Genomic DNA, 18,049 nt, shown 5'->3' with positions numbered 1-18,049 from the left:
TTAAATGCCTTTCTGACTCTGCCAGTTAGATATTACCTGAGCTAGTTTGCCGCTGTTAATTAAATAGCTAAATGCATCTTGATACTTTTTAACTAAATCAGGGTCGCTGTTTTTGCTCATGGCGAAACTGAGGGGGGTATTGAGCTGTCGTACTTCTTTTATTTTTATAAATTGGTCACAGTCGATATTTAAATTTGTACATGACTCGTCAAGTGTTGGTTCACTTTCAACAAAGTAATCAACACGCTCTGCGATTACCATATGTAGTCGTTGACTTGGGTAAACTACCGTTTGTAATGTAATGTCAGTTAACTTATTTAAGTAGTCAAATTCGTTAGAGCCACGGTAGGTAGAATATGACCCTTTGCTAATATTTTGTGGCTCTTTTTTGTCGTTGTTATTTTTCTTTAAGCCCCAAACAAAGTACTTCTCATCTTCAAAGTCTCCGATCCAGTGAAACAGTGGCTCTCTTGTAGGTGTTCTTGAAATGGAATAGAGCAAGGTGTTCTTCTTGGTAAGGGCTATATTATAGGCTCTTGCCCAAGGTAATACTTTTATTTCGGGGTTATCTTTTGTTATCTCCAAAAGGCTAAGGGCTATTTGGGTTGGCAGGCTGTCAGGTAAAGTATCTGACTTACGCGTTTTACAGGGCTGGTTACACTCAGTGACAACCGTTAAGTTTGAATTGCTTAAAACGTTGGGCGAATAAACCAATATGCTTACAAGCCAAAGAAAACTTAATTGACACACAGACAACAACCTACTACTTATTTTTCTTATTTTTATGTTGTCATCATAATGCAACATTTTAAATAAATAAACCTATTGTTTAGTTGAATAAGTATACAGGTGAATTTTACCTATATTGGCTGAATCGACTGCTATCGTTGTCCGAACGAACTAATTGTTATTCGACTAATCGTTTTTTATTCAATATGTGTAAGAATTAATGGTTGAATGAAAAGTGCACTGTTAACAGCGTATTATCGCGTTTAAATCTACCTACATATTTTCAGGTATTAAAACTGTCGGTAACTCTGTTCAGAAAAGGTCAATTAGAAACTGCGAGAATTTAGCTAGATAAATTACTCAATGTTATCAATATGCCATCGCGAAATGCCATTTTTGTTTTGCTCAGCATTTATTATAGATGGTTGGTTATTTGAGCTTGAGATGCGGCTCGATACACAAATTAAATTCAGCGACTCTTATCTCAAGAGTGAAAATTTAATCTAAAACGGAAAATTGTAACTAATAATACCCACTTACTTATCGTCCAGTTTTTTTACACTTTTGTTACTTCTTTTATGGGGTATGTGATTTTTATTATAAAAATCATTAGCTTAAAAATCTGGTATGAGAATTTCATAGACTTGCACTTTTGAAGACAATATAAGGGAACGTTAAATATGAAAAATCTTCATTGTTTATTGGGGGCAGGCTTACTAGCATTTTCGAACTACTCGTTAGCAGGAATTATTTATAGTACGAGTACAGATTCAAGTTCTAATTTTTATGCTATGGACACTGTAAGTGGCGTTTATTCTGCGAAAGCATCTATTGATAGTCGTTCAACATTAGCAACTGATGCCAACGGCAATGTTTATGCGCTTGATACCTCAAATAATATCAAAAGATATGACGCTGCTAATGACTCTTGGATTTCGATTTTAACGGGTAATAGCTTTGGGGCTTCCTTGTACAATCTCGAAGTAATCGGTGCGAATCGATACCTTGTTACTGAGTATAGTTCAAGTACCTATCATTTATACGATGGTAGTAACTGGAGTACAGGAAATCTTGGTTTCAATTCTAGTCAAGTAGCGGCATATGACTTTGTGACCGGGATTATAGGTATCACTCAGGTGAGTGTTGATAAAACGTTTTTCTTTGATGATGATATGAATTTAATAGAATCGCTTGGAACGGAACAATCTACGGGCGAGAGGAAGCGTGACGCTGCATTCTATAACGGTGAATATACTTATTTATTTAATAGAAGTTTATCAACGGTAAATATCAACTCAGATACAGCTTCTGTGCAATCAAGCACACAATGGTACGGAACATCTGCAGTAGACATTTCTAACGGAGATAGATACTACTCTTCTATTGGAAGCTCTAGCGGTGTTAATACGTTTAGAGTTAGTGCTGATAATACAGTGACTAATTATGCTTCAGAAAATCCATCTGGCTATCACGCTACCTCGGTAGTTGGCGGCAGTGCCTTCACGGCAATAAACCCAATTCCTGAACCTGCAGCATTTGCGTTAATGGGTTTTGGATTGTTTGGCCTAGCGTGTACTCGCCGTCGTAAAAGTAAATAAACGCCGCGAGCTGCAAAGTAAGTTGTGACCACATTACAGTGGTCACTTCCATAAGACCATGCATAGCTAAAGCATGTGTGTTTTTTTAATTGTTATTCTGTTGAAACCAGCTGATTGATATAACCGCTTTTATCTAGGATAACGATACCTTCTTTAATGTAACGACCTTTCTCATTAACTGCAGACACTTTGTTATAGACTAGTAAAACGTCACTTACCCTACTCAGAGATTTTGATTGCTTAGTTGTTAAAAAAAGGGGGGGTTGTGGTCTGTTAGTAAACAATTAATGGTAGCACTATACTGCTGAACCATTCGATCCTTCACCAGCATTGCCCGTGACTTTCGATAATAGTCAAATCTGTAGTGATTGAATCGGATTTGTTATGCTTAGTTTCTTGAGTTAACTTGAGAGTAATTTTACAGCGTTAAGTTCTTCTCTCTCACTTTTTAGATTCTTTACAATAGTTATAGATAATATAAGCCAACAAAAAAGCACCAACGAATGGTGCTTTTACTTGGCAATAAAGCTTGTATTATTGCTTTTTCAGTTTTCGAGACGCTAAACCGATAATACCTAATGCGAAGACCGCGAGGGTAGAAGGTTCAGGAACCTTTGTTGAATCACCTATGTTTACCGTTATACCATCCCTTAAACTTGCATAATTACCAGTGTATGGACCAATGAACGACGTATTGTAAGTACCTTCATTGAAGGCTGAGAATGCCATACTTGATAACAATGTACCTGTAATAGAAACAGTTGTTCCAGAAGTTTGGCTTCCTGGACTTCCACCACGTAAACCTAGAGCATAGCTACTCCCTGTGTTGTATCCTCGATAGAAATCACTAAATGCAAAGCTTTGATCGCCAAAAGTAAAGCTTCCTGAACCAGCAGTAATACTAAATGCAGTACGGTTTTCTGAAGCCCATAAATTTGAAATAGCACTAGCATTTAGCCAAATGCCGTTATACATATGGCCCGAGGATGTTAATACATCTGAGCCACTAAGGTTGAATTCAGCGAAGCCACCATTATCTTTAATATCAATAATTAACCCAGCATTGGCAATTCCACTCAAAGATAAAACTACACCAGCTACAGCCGCTTTTAACATTTTTACATTCATTTTATTTCCTTTGTAAAACATTCCCTTAGGAGGATGGATATCATTTTGTTAATAAAATTACCTGCAAGCGCTTATCGTGCCAAATTTTAAAAAGTTTTACTTTTCAGTATGTTAGGTTTTTTTGTATAGTGGGTTAAGCATAGTTAACTAAAAAGTGTAAAATTTACAGACACTTACGAGTTATGCAGCGCAGTGCGTTAAAGTTGCGTATTAAGGGGGTGAAACCGTTCAATTTAACTTAGATATTAAAAAAGACTTTGATTCACTAACAGGGTACTTATCCTGTATAATCCGCCCACTAAAAATCATCTCAACCATCAATGAGCGCACTATGACTGTTGAACAATTCGATCCTTCTCAAGCTAAGCAAACGACAACGCTAGAAACACCTAACAAGGTGATTGAAGAGCAAGCGGCGAAAGTCGACCATAGTCAAACCAATGGCTCGCGTATTGGTTTCGTTTCACTGGGCTGTCCTAAGAACCTTGTGGATTCAGAGCGCATTCTTACTCAGCTTCGCACTGAAGGTTACGATGTTGTGCCTAGCTATGACGATGCAGATATGGTGATTGTAAACACCTGTGGCTTTATTGACTCAGCGGTGCAGGAATCATTAGATACGATCGGTGAAGCGCTAGCAGAAAACGGCAAAGTTTTAGTGACGGGGTGTTTAGGGGCGAAAGAAGACGAGATTACGGAAATTCACCCTAATGTTCTTGGTGTTACTGGCCCACACGCTTATGAAGAGGTATTGAGCCAAGTTCATGAGCACTTAGAAAAGCCGAAACACAATCCTTTTGTGGATTTGATCCCTGATCACGGAGTAAAGCTAACGCCTAAGCATTTTGCTTACTTAAAAATATCTGAAGGTTGTAACCATCGTTGTACTTTCTGCATTATTCCATCGATGCGTGGCGATTTAGATTCTCGCCCGGTTGGCGAAGTTATCGGTGAAGCGAAGCGTTTAGCGAATGCTGGCGTAAAAGAGTTGCTCGTAATCTCTCAAGATACGTCTGCATATGGAGTTGATGTAAAACATAAGATGGATTTTGCTGAAGGCATGCCAGTTAAAACCCATATGAAAGCACTTTGTCAGGAGTTGGCAAAATTAGGTGTTTGGGTTCGCTTACATTATGTTTACCCATATCCGCATGTAGACGACATTATTCCGTTAATGGCGGAAGGAAAAATACTGCCGTATCTAGACATTCCGTTCCAACATGCTAGTAAGCGTATTCTTAAGTTGATGAAGCGTCCTGGCAGCTCTGATCGTGTTTTAGAGCGTATCAAGAAGTGGCGAGAAATTTGTCCAGAATTAGTCATTCGTTCAACTTTTATTGTTGGTTTTCCGGGAGAAACAGAAGAAGAGTTTGAAGAGTTATTAGACTTTTTACGCGAAGCTCAGTTAGACCGCGTTGGTTGTTTTAAATATTCTCCAGTTGAAGGTGCAACCGCTAACGATTTACCTGATCATGTTGCAGAAGATGTGATGGAAGACAGGCTTCAGCGCTTCATGGCAGTACAAGCTGAAATTAGTGCAGCTAAATTACAAGCGCGAATCGGTCAAGAATATCTCGTTATTATCGATGAAGTTAATGGTGAAGGCGCTGTAGGTCGCTCGTATATGGACGCACCTGAAGTAGATGGTAAAGTTTATCTAACTGATGAATTTGATGTAAAACCAGGCGACCAAGTGTGGGTACAAATAATCCATGCCGATGAACATGATGTTTGGGGCGTTAAAGTCGAAGACGAAGAGTAATCAAGTACTCGTTTTACGATAAAACGTATTTATTACGAATTGAGCCTCGCTGAAAAGTGAGGCTTTTTTGTGGCTGACGCATATAAAAAGGAAAGGGGAATTCGACTTTTATTAGATTGACCAAGTAGTTGCAATATCCTTCGCGAGCTAAAAAGTTGCAATAGTACTAGAGCTTTTATCAACTCGTGATAAAGTAACGTGTCGGTAATAACAAATGATGCGTATGAAGTTAGAAAAAGAAGATTTAGTTCTTATCAATAGAACAGGGGAAAATCTAAAAAGTGTGTTACGTCATATCGTCAACGAGTTTCCTCATTCTGGGCAGTCTATTAATGGTATGTCTAAACACCTTAATTATAACCGTTCCAATTGCCAGCGTATTTTAGACGGCCTTAATAAAAGTAAAGACGGGAAACAGGTGCTTTGTTTACTGCCTGGTGTCGCTGGTTTAAGGGACTTTCTTATTAAAGTTGACGCTTTAGATATTGAAAAGCAGCTAGTACTTGAAGCTGCAAAAGCGGTGGATGCTTTTGAACTGGTGTTAAAAAAATACGCGAGAAGCCAAGCTCAACTTAAACGTTTATTAGGCGCAACGGTAATTTCCAGTGATCACGCCAATGGTGAACTGACTGCGCAAGAAAAAAGAGAACAACATTATCTTGTTTCCAAACAGCTACTAGGGTTTTCTATTAACGAAATATTTTGTTGTTACGTCTTAAGAGAAAATCAGCAGCGTCCTGATTATCTGCAGGAAATAGCGATGATCGCTAAAAAAGGCATTAAGCGCTCTATTGCCGCTCAGCCTTTTATTCAGTTTTATACTCACCCTCATCCGGAAAACTTCACTAAGCCTGAGAGTATTACCGCACACTCAACCTTAGATTCGTCATCTTTTCAGGTGGGTTTAGTACAAGAATTTACTACCACTGGCTTGCTTGAGGCTTACTCGAGTTATTCTACGAGTAATTCGGGTATCGTCTTTAATGAGATCCCAGATACACCCGAATTTGACGCGACGTTTTTGTTTAATAACCCTGATGAACTTTTCAATCCATTGAGGGCTGAAAGTCGCTGCAGTTCAACCAGTATTTCAATTAAAAACCCAACGAAAAAGCTTAATATGTTGGTGTTTATTGAGAAGCATTTAGATATGCGCAGTAGGGTCAATGTTGGCTGTTATTCGGGAAACCAAAAGGTAGAAGAAGGAAAGCTTAGGGCTGACGATATGTGGACAGAGAGACTTCCTGAATTTCCTGAGCTTAAAGTTGTTCAGCCACAATCTCTTCAGCAAATATCGGATTCTGAGTTTGCCATTAACGATATGACCAATTATGTTTTTGATTTAGCGGGATTAAGTCAAGAAGACTATTCATGCTACATGCTTGAGGTAACTTACCCCATTTGGTCAACGACTTATCGCGTCTATTTCGAGCACTCTTAGCACCGTTTCAAGTGACAGTATCTATTTTAGTTTTCTTTACCTAAGAAAAAAGAAGGCGCCGGAGCGCCTTAAAAATCAGAGAGTACTCACTGAGTTGCAATGAGAAATAGCATTAAAATTTATACTTCACACCTCCGTAGTATTTACGTCCGACACCATCGTATAACAGGCTGCCTGCATTTAGGTTTGGTAAAGCTGGCGGGCGTTTGTCGCCCAGATTATCAACACCTAGATAAATGTTTAAATTTTCCATCACTTCATAATTCAAATTTAAGTTGTGATAGGTATACGAGGCAACACGGTTGTTAAACCAATCTTCATAGGTTTCGTCACTGGCTTCTTTGTTAAATGTTGAACGACCAATAAAATTCATTGACCAGCTCAAGGTAAGTGCATCTTTTTTATAAACGCTGTTTAGAAGCGCTCTAGTGCGAGGTGAGCCCACTTGGCCTGCTAAGCTTGATTTATCTGTTGGATCTTCGAGGTTGTTAAAAAACTTACGCTCATCTAAATAGGTTGCTGTTAGGTGGAAGTTTAGATTTCCTGCAGAGTTGAGATCTAGATTGTAATTCAAATCAAGGTCAACACCTGATGCAATAAACGCTGCAACATTGATAGATTGCGTGCGCACGTTCAATATCTGACCTTGTTCATTACGGGTGATCAGATCACAAAACTGCGAGTTTAGCGATTGGCCATCAACACAGTTATTCAATATGAACGTTGCATTATAGGTGGTAATGGCGTCTTCAATTTCTACATCCCAGTAGTCAATGGCAAAGCTAAGTTCAGAACTCGGTGTGTAAACAAGGCCAACGGTATAAGTGTCAGCAGTTTCTGGCGATAGTTCTGTGTTACCACCGCGAAGTTCATTTCGCGTACCAAAATCTGCAGATGAAACAAAATCCGCAGGAATGCCTAAGCTCGCACAGTTTGCCGCACGATTACCGTCTTGTGGGCCTGCACCTTGTTTATCACCTGAACAAGGGTCAATCATATTCGAAGCTTGCGCTTGTTCGGGAGCAAATAGCTCTTGAATGTTAGGCGCTCGTACCGCATGAGAAAAGGTATAGCGGGCTCTCAAGTTTTCTAATATTCCCCAGTTCAAAGCGGCTTTGTACGTAAAGTCACCGCCAGTAACGCTATGGTCAGCATAGCGTCCAGCTAACTCAAGATCTAAGGCATCTACAAAATCCAACCCATCTACTAAAGGAACTAGTGCTTCAGCAAACACTTCTGTCACGTCATAGCTTCCTACCGTTGGTTTTAAGAACAAGTTTTGTTCTGGAGAAGGGCCAGTCATTGAACCGACAAGACCTAAACCTATGCCATCATCGCCAATGGCTTGTGTTAATGGGTCGGGTGTACTTTTTGAAGACTCATCTCGATACTCTAGGCCGACAACAAAATCTACGGTACCTGAATTGGTTTCAAACCATTCTCCGCCAATCGTAGCTGCTAGCACCGTTTGCTCGATTTCTTCTTCTGTAAGTAGCTGAGTGCTTACATAATCTTTCGCAGCTTGAGAAGCTCTGAAAAATATCGGGTCATAAGCAACACAGTCAGAATATTGTGCTGCTGCGCGACATTGCGCTTGTCCGTCTGAGCCGATAACGGCATCTAATGCACGATAATAATTTTCGTTAAGAACGTCGTCATTTAAAATTTCAGAGCTTACTTTGCCGTATTGTGCATAGTATGTGTATTCATATGCCCCTAAGCTACCTTCACCGCCAAAGGTGTATTGTGTTGTTTCACGCTTAGTATTACTTCTCGCGTTTAAGCCAATTACCGCTAGGCCAACAGAAGCTAACTGTCGCTCTTCCATAATGTCGACAAGCTCTGCGGGTCTAAATGGGTTTTCATTAGTAAGGACAACGAGCGGGCCAAAGTTATCGTCATGGAAAACACTGGCTTGATCTGATGCAGCTGATTCATTTTTGGCATACTTTACTTCAGCGTAGATTCGATGATCATTGCTTATATCGTAATGTGTGGCGGCACTTAGTAATGTTCTTTCACTTGGGGTATTTAATGTGCCCGTTTCTTCAGTTCTAAAACCATCACCACCTTCACATGGAACGGTTAGACACATAGTACCAGCTCGGAAGTCTCTAAAATGGCCATCTTCTCTATCAATAGTGTAAGTGTCATAACCTAGGCCAAATGGATCATCAGCAAATACTGGAGGCCCAATCACTGTAGAAACTTGAGTAATAGGCAGTTGTCCGAATAAATAGGCGCTATTTGGTACATAAATTAAACCTTCAGCACTTAAGGCTTGAAATCGTTGATCTTCATAAAAATTTAGATCGTGAATACCATCGTTGTTTCCAGTATTGAGCGGGTTGGGAGAAAACGTATGATTTTTATTGGCGTAGTCACGAGATTTGATAGCAATTTCACCTTCATCTGAATATGAAGCGTGAAGGGTTAGGTTACCTTTACCATCAGCATAGTTGAGGCCGTAACTCAGTGACAAGTCTTTGGTTTCACCATCATTTTGTGCGGTTTCACCATAAGAAGCGTCAAATTCAAAGCCTTCAAAGTTCTTTTTCATGATGAAGTTAACGACACCGGTAACAGCATCTGCACCATATATTGCTGAAGCGCCTCCAGTAATAACCTCGACACGCTCTATCATAGAGGCAGGTATCACACTCATGTCGACAGCAGCCGTTCCTGCCGAGCCGGCAACATGTCTTCTGCCATCAACTAAAACCAAGGTGCGATTGGTGCCTAACCCCCTAAGGTTTGCAAGCTCAAGTCCTGCATTGTTGATATTTCCGCCGTTGTTGTTATTGATAGAGCCGCCGCCGATACCGCCTATTAATGCCGGCATTTTGTTCATTAAGTCGGCAATATTTTTAACGCCAGATTGTTCAATGGTTGCTGAATCTATAATGGTGGTTGGTGTCGTCATTTGCGCGCTGCTGTGCTTAATGCGAGAGCCGGTTACGGTAATACGTTCTGCTTCTTCTGTCTCGGTTTCATTAGCTACTGCTGCACCTGCAGATAAGGCTGTTACTATAAAACTCTGACTAATAGTTTTCGCTACTTTGCTCTTTGTAAACATCTTACTTTCCCCTAATTACGTTTGCCTTTCTCATGTGTTGTAAAAATTATGTAAATTAAGAAAGGTGTATCTGAAATTACCAGAAAGTATCTCAGATACCATGATGAGGAGTTGATTTGATTTGTTAAATTAGTAATATTTTGTAACAAATTCTGAACACTTATTGAGCCCCAAAAGATACGGGCTAGATTAAAAACTCTTGTTTTACCTCGCTAGAGCAGCAGGTGAGGGTGTAAAAAAATCGGTACTTAATTGAAACTCAAGTTATAGCTGCTACCAAAACGAAGGCTGACTTAACGGTGAGATACAAGACGTTATTTTAACAGATTGGGGTATAGGCTTATTCTGAAGAGACTGGCATAACCAGCCATGAGGAAATGATAAGGGGTGCGGCGCTTTAATATCATCTTCGGAAATAACGTTAAAGCCTAATCGAGTATAGTAGTTAGGATCGCCGTAAGTAATAAACAGTTCAACGCCATTCGATTTTAATAACTCAATGCCGGCTTTAATTAAGGCCGTTCCTACTCCCTTGCTTTGAGCAGAAGTTTTTACGGCTACAGGGGATAAAATAAAAGCGTTAAAGTATGGGGTAAGTTTAAGTTCTGTTAGTACAATTGCCCCATAAAGCGTGTTATCGGTTTCATCTGTTGCGACTAGACACTCTAACGCATGCTCTCCTTTATCTGAGAACATCTCTTTAACCAAGCAGCCTATGTTTTTACCTTCAAGCTCTCCTTCGCTATCAGAAAAGACTTGAGTATATAGCTCGACTATTTTTGCAACTTGCTCTGGCTGGTACTTAAGGTAATTCATATCATTCTTTTCATTTCTAAATAGCTACTCCACCGTAATAAAATAGTTTTGCTCAATCAGTTTTTTACCCTTCTCGCTATTAACAAAGGCTATAAAGGCCTCAACTATAGGACTGGGCTCTTTATTGACGACAATATTCAGAGGACGTTTAAAAGGGTATTCAGGGTTAACCTTGTTATTAACTATTGGGGGGTTGTTATCTAGTGCAACTAATTTAGTACGAATATATTCCTGAGATTTTATAAAGTTTTTATATGCACCTAATGATTCGTAAGCAATGGCATCTTCTCTGCGAAATACATTTGCGATTGCTTGATTGACTCGAGAATAGGGCGCCAAGCCATTTTTACTGAAAAGGTGACTAATACCATTTTGCTTAAACACCACGCCTAAACCATTTTGAGCCCGCGCACTCGACAATTTAAAGTACTCTAGGAAAGAATCATGTGTACCATGGCCTCTATTTTTAGTCATGACATAAGCGGGAGAGTTATCAGGCCAAGTCGGTTTATTTGAGGTATATAACTCTAGAATGTTTTCATGGGTTAAAGAAGAAAGCTCATTTTTTTCATTTACCATAAAAACGATTGCATCTTGGGCTATGGTAATGTGTTCAAGTTGAGGGTATTTCTTTTGTTCTTCTATAGATAAGAATCTAGATATTACACCTATGTCAGAAACTTTCTCTGCGATAGAGACAATACCCTTGTCTGAGCCAATGCTGCGCATCAGCACTTGGAATCCGGTTTGTTGGTAAAACTCTTCAGAGACAACGTCGATTAAGTTGGCGACAGAGGTAGAGCCAACGACGAACAGGGTTTTTGATTCTTGAAAATGAGCTTTTGAAAGCGGGCTAATAAAGCTTATCAACAATAACGCTAATACTATCTTTTTCATCAGGAAACTTAAGTTACAGCACTATGTAATTAAGCATAGATGACAAGTTGATTTGTGCAACTTGCCATCTTATTTTTAAACACTAATTAGCTTGATTTATTAATACCTGGCCACTTAGCCTGTCTCGAACAAAAATGTTATGCATTGGGTAGCCAACAAATGCATTGTTATAGGTATTTCCATTTATTTGTGTTGCTCCGAGAAGTTGGTTATGAATATAAACGATAAAGTTTTTAACATACCAGTTTTGACTACCATCTTGATTGAAGTTACCACAATTGTTAAATGTATTGTTGGTTACTGATAGGTTTTCTATTCTTCCTAAATAGAAATAAACGCCTGCAGCCTCACAATTGTTAATTACATTTCCACTAATATTGAGGTTACTTACTGTTGCTTGCTGGTTTAAATTCCCAACGCTATGAGAATAGTTAAAGTTATAACCGCCAATTGCTCCAGCATACTTTGAATTATTTTGATTGAGGTAAGAGAAGCTAACTTGATGGTAGTTAATTATATTGTTAACAATATCGATATTTTGAGCACCATTAAAATTTCTACCTGCGTAAAAATAAATTCCAGTCCCAACGCGATAACGTTGTACATCTGGGGTATAAAATTGAAAATGTTGGGGATATAGGTCGATTAGATTATTTTCGATATTGGCGCCAATAAGTCCTACTTCAGCGTTTGCAGGTGCTAAAGGCTCACTCCAAATTAGAATGCCATTTCTAGACACTGCCATATTGTTATTTTTAACAAATATATTTTGAGCAGCGCCACCTCGACTAATTCCAGCTAAATTAATACCTACTTGGAAGTTCTCAATAGTATTATTTTCGATTAGACCAGCTCTAAAGTGTGGTTCAAAAGCTGTTCGAGGCGCATTTTGCCAATCTAAGCCTTTGATCGTTGAATTTTTTATCTCCCCATAATCTGTGTCAGCATTTAGGTAAGATTGATCATAATCCACACCGTGATTGGTTGAATCTAACCAAGTGATATTGTCTAGTATTATTGAGTTGGCTCTCCCGAGTTCTGAATTTGCGGTATCAAAATGACGATTGTTATAAATGCTTACCACGGAATCCGCATTTTTAATGGTTATATTGCTATATAGAAGATCTCCAAATCCAGTAGAACTGCCGTAACTAGATATAGAGCTTCTTAAATCAGCACCTTGTTTTACGTCATATAAATTAAGCGGACGTTTGTTTGCATTATGATCTATTGTGATGTTTGAGATATTGACTTTATCAGGATCGCCAGTTATCGCTAAAATGGTTCGATAATCACCTATAGTATTAGATGAAACGTTTTTTGGCGCTAGCGTAATAGAGCCGCCACCTTTTAAAACAATATCTTTTACTGGCGGTAAAGACAGAGCCGCAAGGTCTTCACCGAGAGTGTCAATAAAGTAGTTATCGTTAAGTAAAAATGTCACGCACGAGTTAGTGGGTTCACTAAGTGCTTGCTGTAGAATTGAACGCTGTTCGGAAGCAGTACCAATAGCTGGTGGTAGTTCAATTACTGTTCTAGATTCACCAGAAGTGCAAACTAAATCGGTAGGTGAAATTTCTGCGAATTCTGAACATTGACTAGACAACTGACAATCTTTGTAAAAATCTAGGTCGTCAAAATACACTGAGCCATTTCCTTTACCCAAAAGCCTTGGATAAACTCGGACTTGATAGCTAGTGTCTGCGGTAGTTTCTGGCAAGTTAAACGTTAATGTAGAATCTTGCCAATCGTCTGTTTGAGGCGTGTTGGAATATATAGAAGAAGACCAGGTACTACTGCCTACTTCTCTGTACTTTATGAAAAAATTTGCATGCCAGCCTGCCGTACCAGCATTTTTGTTCTTGATTTTCATTCTGACAAGGTAACTATTTACTCCTTGGGGGACGGTCAAGGTGAAATCTTTATACCAATAGCTAGAATGTTGAAGTCCTTCAATAGCATTGTTAACTTCTATTGCTAGGGCCGTATTGTTCGAGGAGTAAGAATTATTACTAATAGCAAAAGTTGGTGTACCGCCAGATCTAAAGGCGTAACGCCAGCCATTGTGTGATAAATATTGGGCGTTTCCTTGAGAGGGAATAGTGTATTGCCAAAAATTGGTATTTGATTGCTCTGCGACTTGATCCGTTAAAACCTTTTTAATGGAACTTTCCATTATATTTGAAGCAGATACTGATAGTGAAAATATGCCTGCAATTAACACTAAATGCTGTTTTAAGTACAGTTTCATTAATTACCTCTTTGTTATTATTATTAAGCTAGCTTGCTGCGCCAAATTTTGAAAAATTAACGAATGACAAGCTAACTTACTGTATCAGAAGAGGTTAACTAAAAATATCCTAAGAGTTAATAGTTAGTAAACTTTTTTACCGTTTACCCACGTTGCTTTAACCTTGGTTTTCCACAGTGCTTGTTCATCAGCTTTGAAAAAGTCGGTATCAACCAAAATAAAATCCGCTTTTTTGCCTTTCGCTAAGGAGCCAATTAATGTTTCTTGATGGCCTGAATAAGCTGCGTCAATGGTGAAACTTGCCAGCGCTTCTGCTCGGGTCATTTTCTCATTAGCAAACCAGCCACCTAATGGTTGGTTTTTATGATCTTGTCGAGTAATAGAGGCATGTAAACCGTAAAATGGGTTAGGTGACTCCACAGGGAAGTCTGAGCCAGCGGCAATAACAGCATTAGCTTTTAATAGCTTACGCCACGCGTAAGCGCCTAAAATACGATCTTCACCCACTCTATCTTGCGCCATATTTTTATCTGACGTGGCATGAGTAGCTTGCATCGAGGCTATAACGCCTAGTTCAGCAAATCTTGGAATATCTTTAAGGCGAAGTATTTGAGCATGCTCTACTCGATGACGAAGCTCCTTAGTACCACTCGCTTTGATGTATTTCTCGTAAGTGTCTAATACCAGCTTATTTGCATCATCGCCAATAGCGTGAGTATTGACTTGGAAACCTAACTTCATTGCTGTTTCAACGTACTTATTCAGATCTTCTTGGCTATGAAGCAGTAAGCCGCGATGGCCTTTTTTATCTGAATAGTCTTCAATCATGGCAGCACCGCGACTACCAAGCGCACCATCAGCTTGAATTTTAACACTGTTAAAAGAAAGCATATCGTCGGCTGTTTTGAACTGACCATTTTCTAATGTTTGCTGCCAGTTATCCGAAGGTAAATAAAGCATGGCATTTACACGAATGGGAAGGTCGCCTTTCGCTGCCATTTCTTTAAACGCCTGTAAGTTTGTACTGTCGATACCAGCATCATGAACGCTGGTTAAGCCGTACTTCGCTAATTCTAGCATGGCTTTTTTCAGGACAGTTTTTTGCTGTGCCAATGTCAGCGGTTTGATATTGGCAGAGATCAGGTCAATGGCATTATCGATAAAAACGCCTGTCGGGTTACCGTCTTTATCTTTTATTATTTCACCACCACTTGGCGATTTTGTATTTTTATCAATGCCAGCAAGCTCCATAGCCTTGCTGTTAACCCAAACGGCATGCCCGTCGACACGCTTAAGAAAAACGGGTTTGTTTGGAAATGCTTTATCTAGTAACTTGAAGGTAGGTAGCTTTTTGCTGTCCCATAGTTCTTGGTTCCACCCTCTACCTTGAACCCAAGTGATACTTGGGTTTTCTTTCGCATATTTTATAGTGCGTGCTATGGCATCTTGTTCGCTTGATGACCCCATTAAATCGGCTGACATCAAGCTATTGCCATAACTTAAAATATGGCCGTGGGCATCGATTAGGCCAGGTAGAAGGGTTGCTCCATTACCGTCGACAATGACATCTGCTTTTTGTTTATTGGCATGATCAGCTGAGTGGAAAACTTCGATAATTTTATCGTCTTCTATTTTCAAGCCGTATAGAGTGAAAATTTGACCGTTAACTGGCGTATAGCCGACAACATTTTTGATGAGGGTGGTTTCTGCAAAGCTGTTATAGCTAATTAAAGCTGCGGCTAAGCTTGTTATTAATGTTAATTTTCTCATGATAGGTACGTTATTTTTTTATTAGAATCGTACTAATACTAGCAAAGAATATTAATAAAAATAACGTTAAAACCTAAACTTAGGGCAAAGTGGTTGTTTACTAAGATGAGCGCCATTTTAACACTAATAATGCTATAGCAAACCAAGCAAGGGCTAGGATATATATGGTGAAGTGGCCAAATTTAGAAAATGGTGTTTGCCCGTCAACAAGCTCAACATCGTGCTTAATAACCGTCTGTTCAAACTGAGGCGCCTTTGCGGTGAATTGTCCGTAATGATCAGTAATGGCAGTAACACCAGTGTTGGTTGCTCTAAGGAGAGGGCGTCCAAACTCTAGCGCTCGCATCTGGGCGATTTCCATGTGTTGGTGAGGTCCATGTGAGTCGCCAAACCAAGCGTCATTACTGACGGTGAGTAACATATCGGTATCATTAACAAAGTTAGCTTTTAGTTGATTGGCAAAAGCAATCTCAAAACAAATCAACGGTAAAATACGTCTACCATTTGCTAATAAATTATTTTGGACGTAAGCACCGCGATTAAAAGATGACATAGGTAAGTTAAAAAAGGGCGCTATTGGCCTTAATAAATCTTCAAAAGGCACAAATTCACCAATAGGCAATAGGTGGTGCTTATAAAAACGATTGCGGTTGCCGTAGTAATAACTTCCAGCAATATCATCTTGGTGCTTCTGTCCAAGCACAACCAGTGCGTTGTAGTACTCTTTTGCTTCAAATTGGTAATTTATAATACCGGTAATAATAGAGGATTTGTTTAGCGTTGCTGTGGTATTCGCAATGTCTAAAAACTCTTGTGTACTGATCATAGTTTCAATAGCGGGAATAGCTGATTCAGGCCAAACAACAATGTCAGCGTCAAAATTCTCTTTGGATAAATCAAGGTATTTCAGCATGGTTGGCCACTGTTGCTCTGGCTCCCACTTTATAGATTGTTCTATATTTCCTTGCACAAGGGCAACGCGGACTGTTTCCCCTGTAGGTTTCACAAATTCTTGACTAGCCGAAAGCGCAATTGATGCGCCTGATACTAATAATACCGCAGCTGACGTTTTAACAAATTCTTGTTTTATCAATAGTGCTATCGCGACACTGATAGCGACAAGAACAAAGGATATACCTAATTCACCTATCACAGGGGCCAATGACGCAAGTGGACTATTAAGTTGCGAGTAGCCTAAAGATAACCACGGGAACCCCGTTAAAAAGACTTCTCTACAATATTCGGTCAGCATCCAGATAGGCGGCAGTAAAAGTAAATGGCCAGAACTTAGCTTTACTTTCTTAGCGATAAAGCCAACTAAGTAAAATGCTAAGGATGGAAAGAGAGCGAGATATAAACACAACAAGACCATTAAGGCAATTGAGGCGATTAAGGGCATGCCGCCAAATTCAGCGATAGAGACATGAACCCAACTTATACCACTTGCGAACCAGCCAAAGCCAAAGCTAAAACCGTGTTTAGCAAGTAACTTGGCAGAAAAGTTGGATAAGGCAATTTTATCTAGGTTCGCTAGCCAAATAGGGATAACAACAAGTGGCAGCCACCATAAGCTAAAAGGGGCATAAGCAAAGACTAAACTCAAGCCCGCGATAAAACTCAACCACAATTGGCGGTCGACGAGCTGGCGCTTCAGCCCACTTAAAACGTTGCTAAACATATGGTTTATTCTGTAGGCTTTCCGGTTACCGTATGGCTTTTAGGAACGGTGACTTGAATTGTTTGAATACGACGACTGTCTGCAGACGTAATTTTAAATTCAAATTTGTTTAGCGTAACTTCTTCACCTTTCTTCGGCATATGACCAAACTGGTGAAGTACAACACCACCGATGGTATCAGCGTCGTTTTCGTCAAACTTGGTGTTGAAGTATTCATTAAAGCCGTCTAACTCTGTTAAAGCTTTTACTTGATATACTTGTCCAGCTAAAAACTTAATGTCTTCTTCGATTTCATCGTCGGTTTCATCTTCAATTTCACCAACAATAAGCTCTAGAATATCTTCGATAGTGACGACGCCTGACACCCCACCATATTCGTCTACGACAATCGCCATATGGTAACGCTGTGAGCGAAACTCTTTTAACAGTGGTTCTACTTTTTTACTTTCAGGCACGATAATCGCTGGGCGAATAATATCAGCAACAGTTTCAGGAGCTTCTTGTTGGCCAAATCCGAAAGCGAGTAAGTCTTTTGCTAATAAAATACCTTCGATATGGTCTATATCTTCGTTGACCACAGGAAAGCGAGAATGACCAGATTCTAGGATGGTAGGCAATGACTCTTTGATAGGTTCATTAATGTCGAGAGTGACCATTTGTGAGCGTGGGATCATGATGTCTCTTACACGCATGTCGGATACTTCAAGTACCCCTTCGATCATTAACTTTGTTTCTGGTTTAATAAGTTCACGGTCTTCAGCGTCGTTTAAGACCTCAACCAGTTCCTCTTTGTTTTGCGGCTCTCCAGTAAATAGCTGGACGAATTTATCCAAAAGCGACTTGTTTGCAGAGCCGTTGCTAGAGTGGGGGTTGTCTTCGCTCATAGAGCTTTTTTATTTCCTT

The 18,049-nt window shown here is 39.6% G+C and carries 12 protein-coding genes; 3 read left to right on the top strand and 9 right to left on the bottom strand.

The genetic code is table 11. The annotated features are described in order from the left end of the window. Entirely contained in the window at nt 1-750 is a 750-nt protein-coding gene (locus ACOB80_RS14705) for a substrate-binding periplasmic protein (protein WP_473166602.1), read from the bottom strand. Nucleotides 751-1,409: 659 nt separating this feature from the next. On the opposite strand from ACOB80_RS14705, the gene ACOB80_RS14700 reads away from it, so the two are divergent. Then, nucleotides 1,410-2,327, top strand: coding sequence for a PEP-CTERM sorting domain-containing protein (locus tag ACOB80_RS14700; RefSeq protein ID WP_473166601.1), 918 nt, complete (start codon nt 1,410-1,412; stop codon nt 2,325-2,327). A 534-nt stretch (nt 2,328-2,861) separates the two neighbouring features. Here ACOB80_RS14700 and ACOB80_RS14695 read toward each other — a convergent pair. After that, nucleotides 2,862-3,455 (bottom strand): PEP-CTERM sorting domain-containing protein, encoded by a 594-nt coding sequence (locus ACOB80_RS14695; protein WP_473166600.1) that lies wholly within the window; start codon nt 3,453-3,455, stop codon nt 2,862-2,864. 331 nt (nt 3,456-3,786) lie between these two features. Here ACOB80_RS14695 and rimO point away from each other — a divergent pair, with 331 nt between their 5' ends. Next, nucleotides 3,787-5,217: a 30S ribosomal protein S12 methylthiotransferase RimO gene (gene rimO / locus ACOB80_RS14690; RefSeq protein WP_473166599.1), complete on the top strand. Its 1,431-nt coding sequence runs from the start codon at nt 3,787-3,789 to the stop codon at nt 5,215-5,217. Between the two features lie 223 nt (nt 5,218-5,440). Beyond that, nucleotides 5,441-6,658, top strand: coding sequence for a hypothetical protein (locus ACOB80_RS14685; protein WP_473166598.1), 1,218 nt, complete (start codon nt 5,441-5,443; stop codon nt 6,656-6,658). Nucleotides 6,659-6,770: 112 nt separating this feature from the next. Here the strand turns inward: ACOB80_RS14685 and ACOB80_RS14680 are convergent, their stop codons facing one another. The 7 genes from ACOB80_RS14680 to ACOB80_RS14650 form a co-directional block, all read right to left on the bottom strand. Beyond that, nucleotides 6,771-9,734: a TonB-dependent receptor domain-containing protein gene (locus tag ACOB80_RS14680; protein WP_473166597.1), complete on the bottom strand. Its 2,964-nt coding sequence runs from the start codon at nt 9,732-9,734 to the stop codon at nt 6,771-6,773. Nucleotides 9,735-10,007: 273 nt separating this feature from the next. After that, on the bottom strand, nt 10,008-10,550 hold the full coding sequence (locus ACOB80_RS14675) for a GNAT family N-acetyltransferase (protein ID WP_473166596.1): 543 nt from the start codon (nt 10,548-10,550) through the stop codon (nt 10,008-10,010). Nucleotides 10,551-10,574: 24 nt separating this feature from the next. Further along, nucleotides 10,575-11,447 (bottom strand): substrate-binding domain-containing protein, encoded by an 873-nt coding sequence (locus ACOB80_RS14670; protein ID WP_473166595.1) that lies wholly within the window; start codon nt 11,445-11,447, stop codon nt 10,575-10,577. 82 nt (nt 11,448-11,529) lie between these two features. Continuing rightward, nucleotides 11,530-13,698, bottom strand: coding sequence for a right-handed parallel beta-helix repeat-containing protein (locus ACOB80_RS14665; protein WP_473166594.1), 2,169 nt, complete (start codon nt 13,696-13,698; stop codon nt 11,530-11,532). 123 nt (nt 13,699-13,821) lie between these two features. Continuing rightward, nucleotides 13,822-15,468: an amidohydrolase gene (locus tag ACOB80_RS14660; protein ID WP_473166593.1), complete on the bottom strand. Its 1,647-nt coding sequence runs from the start codon at nt 15,466-15,468 to the stop codon at nt 13,822-13,824. A gap of 100 nt (nt 15,469-15,568) precedes the next feature. Further along, nucleotides 15,569-17,146: an apolipoprotein N-acyltransferase gene (lnt, locus tag ACOB80_RS14655; protein ID WP_473166592.1), complete on the bottom strand. Its 1,578-nt coding sequence runs from the start codon at nt 17,144-17,146 to the stop codon at nt 15,569-15,571. A gap of 5 nt (nt 17,147-17,151) precedes the next feature. Continuing rightward, nucleotides 17,152-18,030: a CorC family transporter gene (locus ACOB80_RS14650; RefSeq protein ID WP_473166591.1), complete on the bottom strand. Its 879-nt coding sequence runs from the start codon at nt 18,028-18,030 to the stop codon at nt 17,152-17,154. Nucleotides 18,031-18,049: the final 19 nt, after the last annotated feature.

It is taken from the genome of Thalassotalea coralli (assembly GCF_055786205.1).
The sequence above is the reverse complement of the archived record's forward strand: the minus strand, read 5'-3'. Positions and strand labels throughout refer to the sequence as shown.

What these genes read in the sequence shown, in the direction of transcription:
- ACOB80_RS14700 (WP_473166601.1), top strand. Translation starts at nt 1,410, where the DNA reads ATGAAAAATCTTCATTGTTTATTGGGGGCAGGCTTACTAGCATTTTCG.
- ACOB80_RS14695 (WP_473166600.1), bottom strand. Translation starts at nt 3,455, where the DNA reads ATGAATGTAAAAATGTTAAAAGCGGCTGTAGCTGGTGTAGTTTTATCT.
- rimO (WP_473166599.1), top strand. Translation starts at nt 3,787, where the DNA reads ATGACTGTTGAACAATTCGATCCTTCTCAAGCTAAGCAAACGACAACG.
- ACOB80_RS14685 (WP_473166598.1), top strand. Translation starts at nt 5,441, where the DNA reads ATGAAGTTAGAAAAAGAAGATTTAGTTCTTATCAATAGAACAGGGGAA.
- ACOB80_RS14680 (WP_473166597.1), bottom strand. Translation starts at nt 9,734, where the DNA reads ATGTTTACAAAGAGCAAAGTAGCGAAAACTATTAGTCAGAGTTTTATA.
- ACOB80_RS14675 (WP_473166596.1), bottom strand. Translation starts at nt 10,550, where the DNA reads ATGAATTACCTTAAGTACCAGCCAGAGCAAGTTGCAAAAATAGTCGAG.
- ACOB80_RS14670 (WP_473166595.1), bottom strand. Translation starts at nt 11,447, where the DNA reads ATGAAAAAGATAGTATTAGCGTTATTGTTGATAAGCTTTATTAGCCCG.
- ACOB80_RS14665 (WP_473166594.1), bottom strand. Translation starts at nt 13,698, where the DNA reads ATGAAACTGTACTTAAAACAGCATTTAGTGTTAATTGCAGGCATATTT.
- ACOB80_RS14660 (WP_473166593.1), bottom strand. Translation starts at nt 15,468, where the DNA reads ATGAGAAAATTAACATTAATAACAAGCTTAGCCGCAGCTTTAATTAGC.
- lnt (WP_473166592.1), bottom strand. Translation starts at nt 17,146, where the DNA reads ATGTTTAGCAACGTTTTAAGTGGGCTGAAGCGCCAGCTCGTCGACCGC.
- ACOB80_RS14650 (WP_473166591.1), bottom strand. Translation starts at nt 18,030, where the DNA reads ATGAGCGAAGACAACCCCCACTCTAGCAACGGCTCTGCAAACAAGTCG.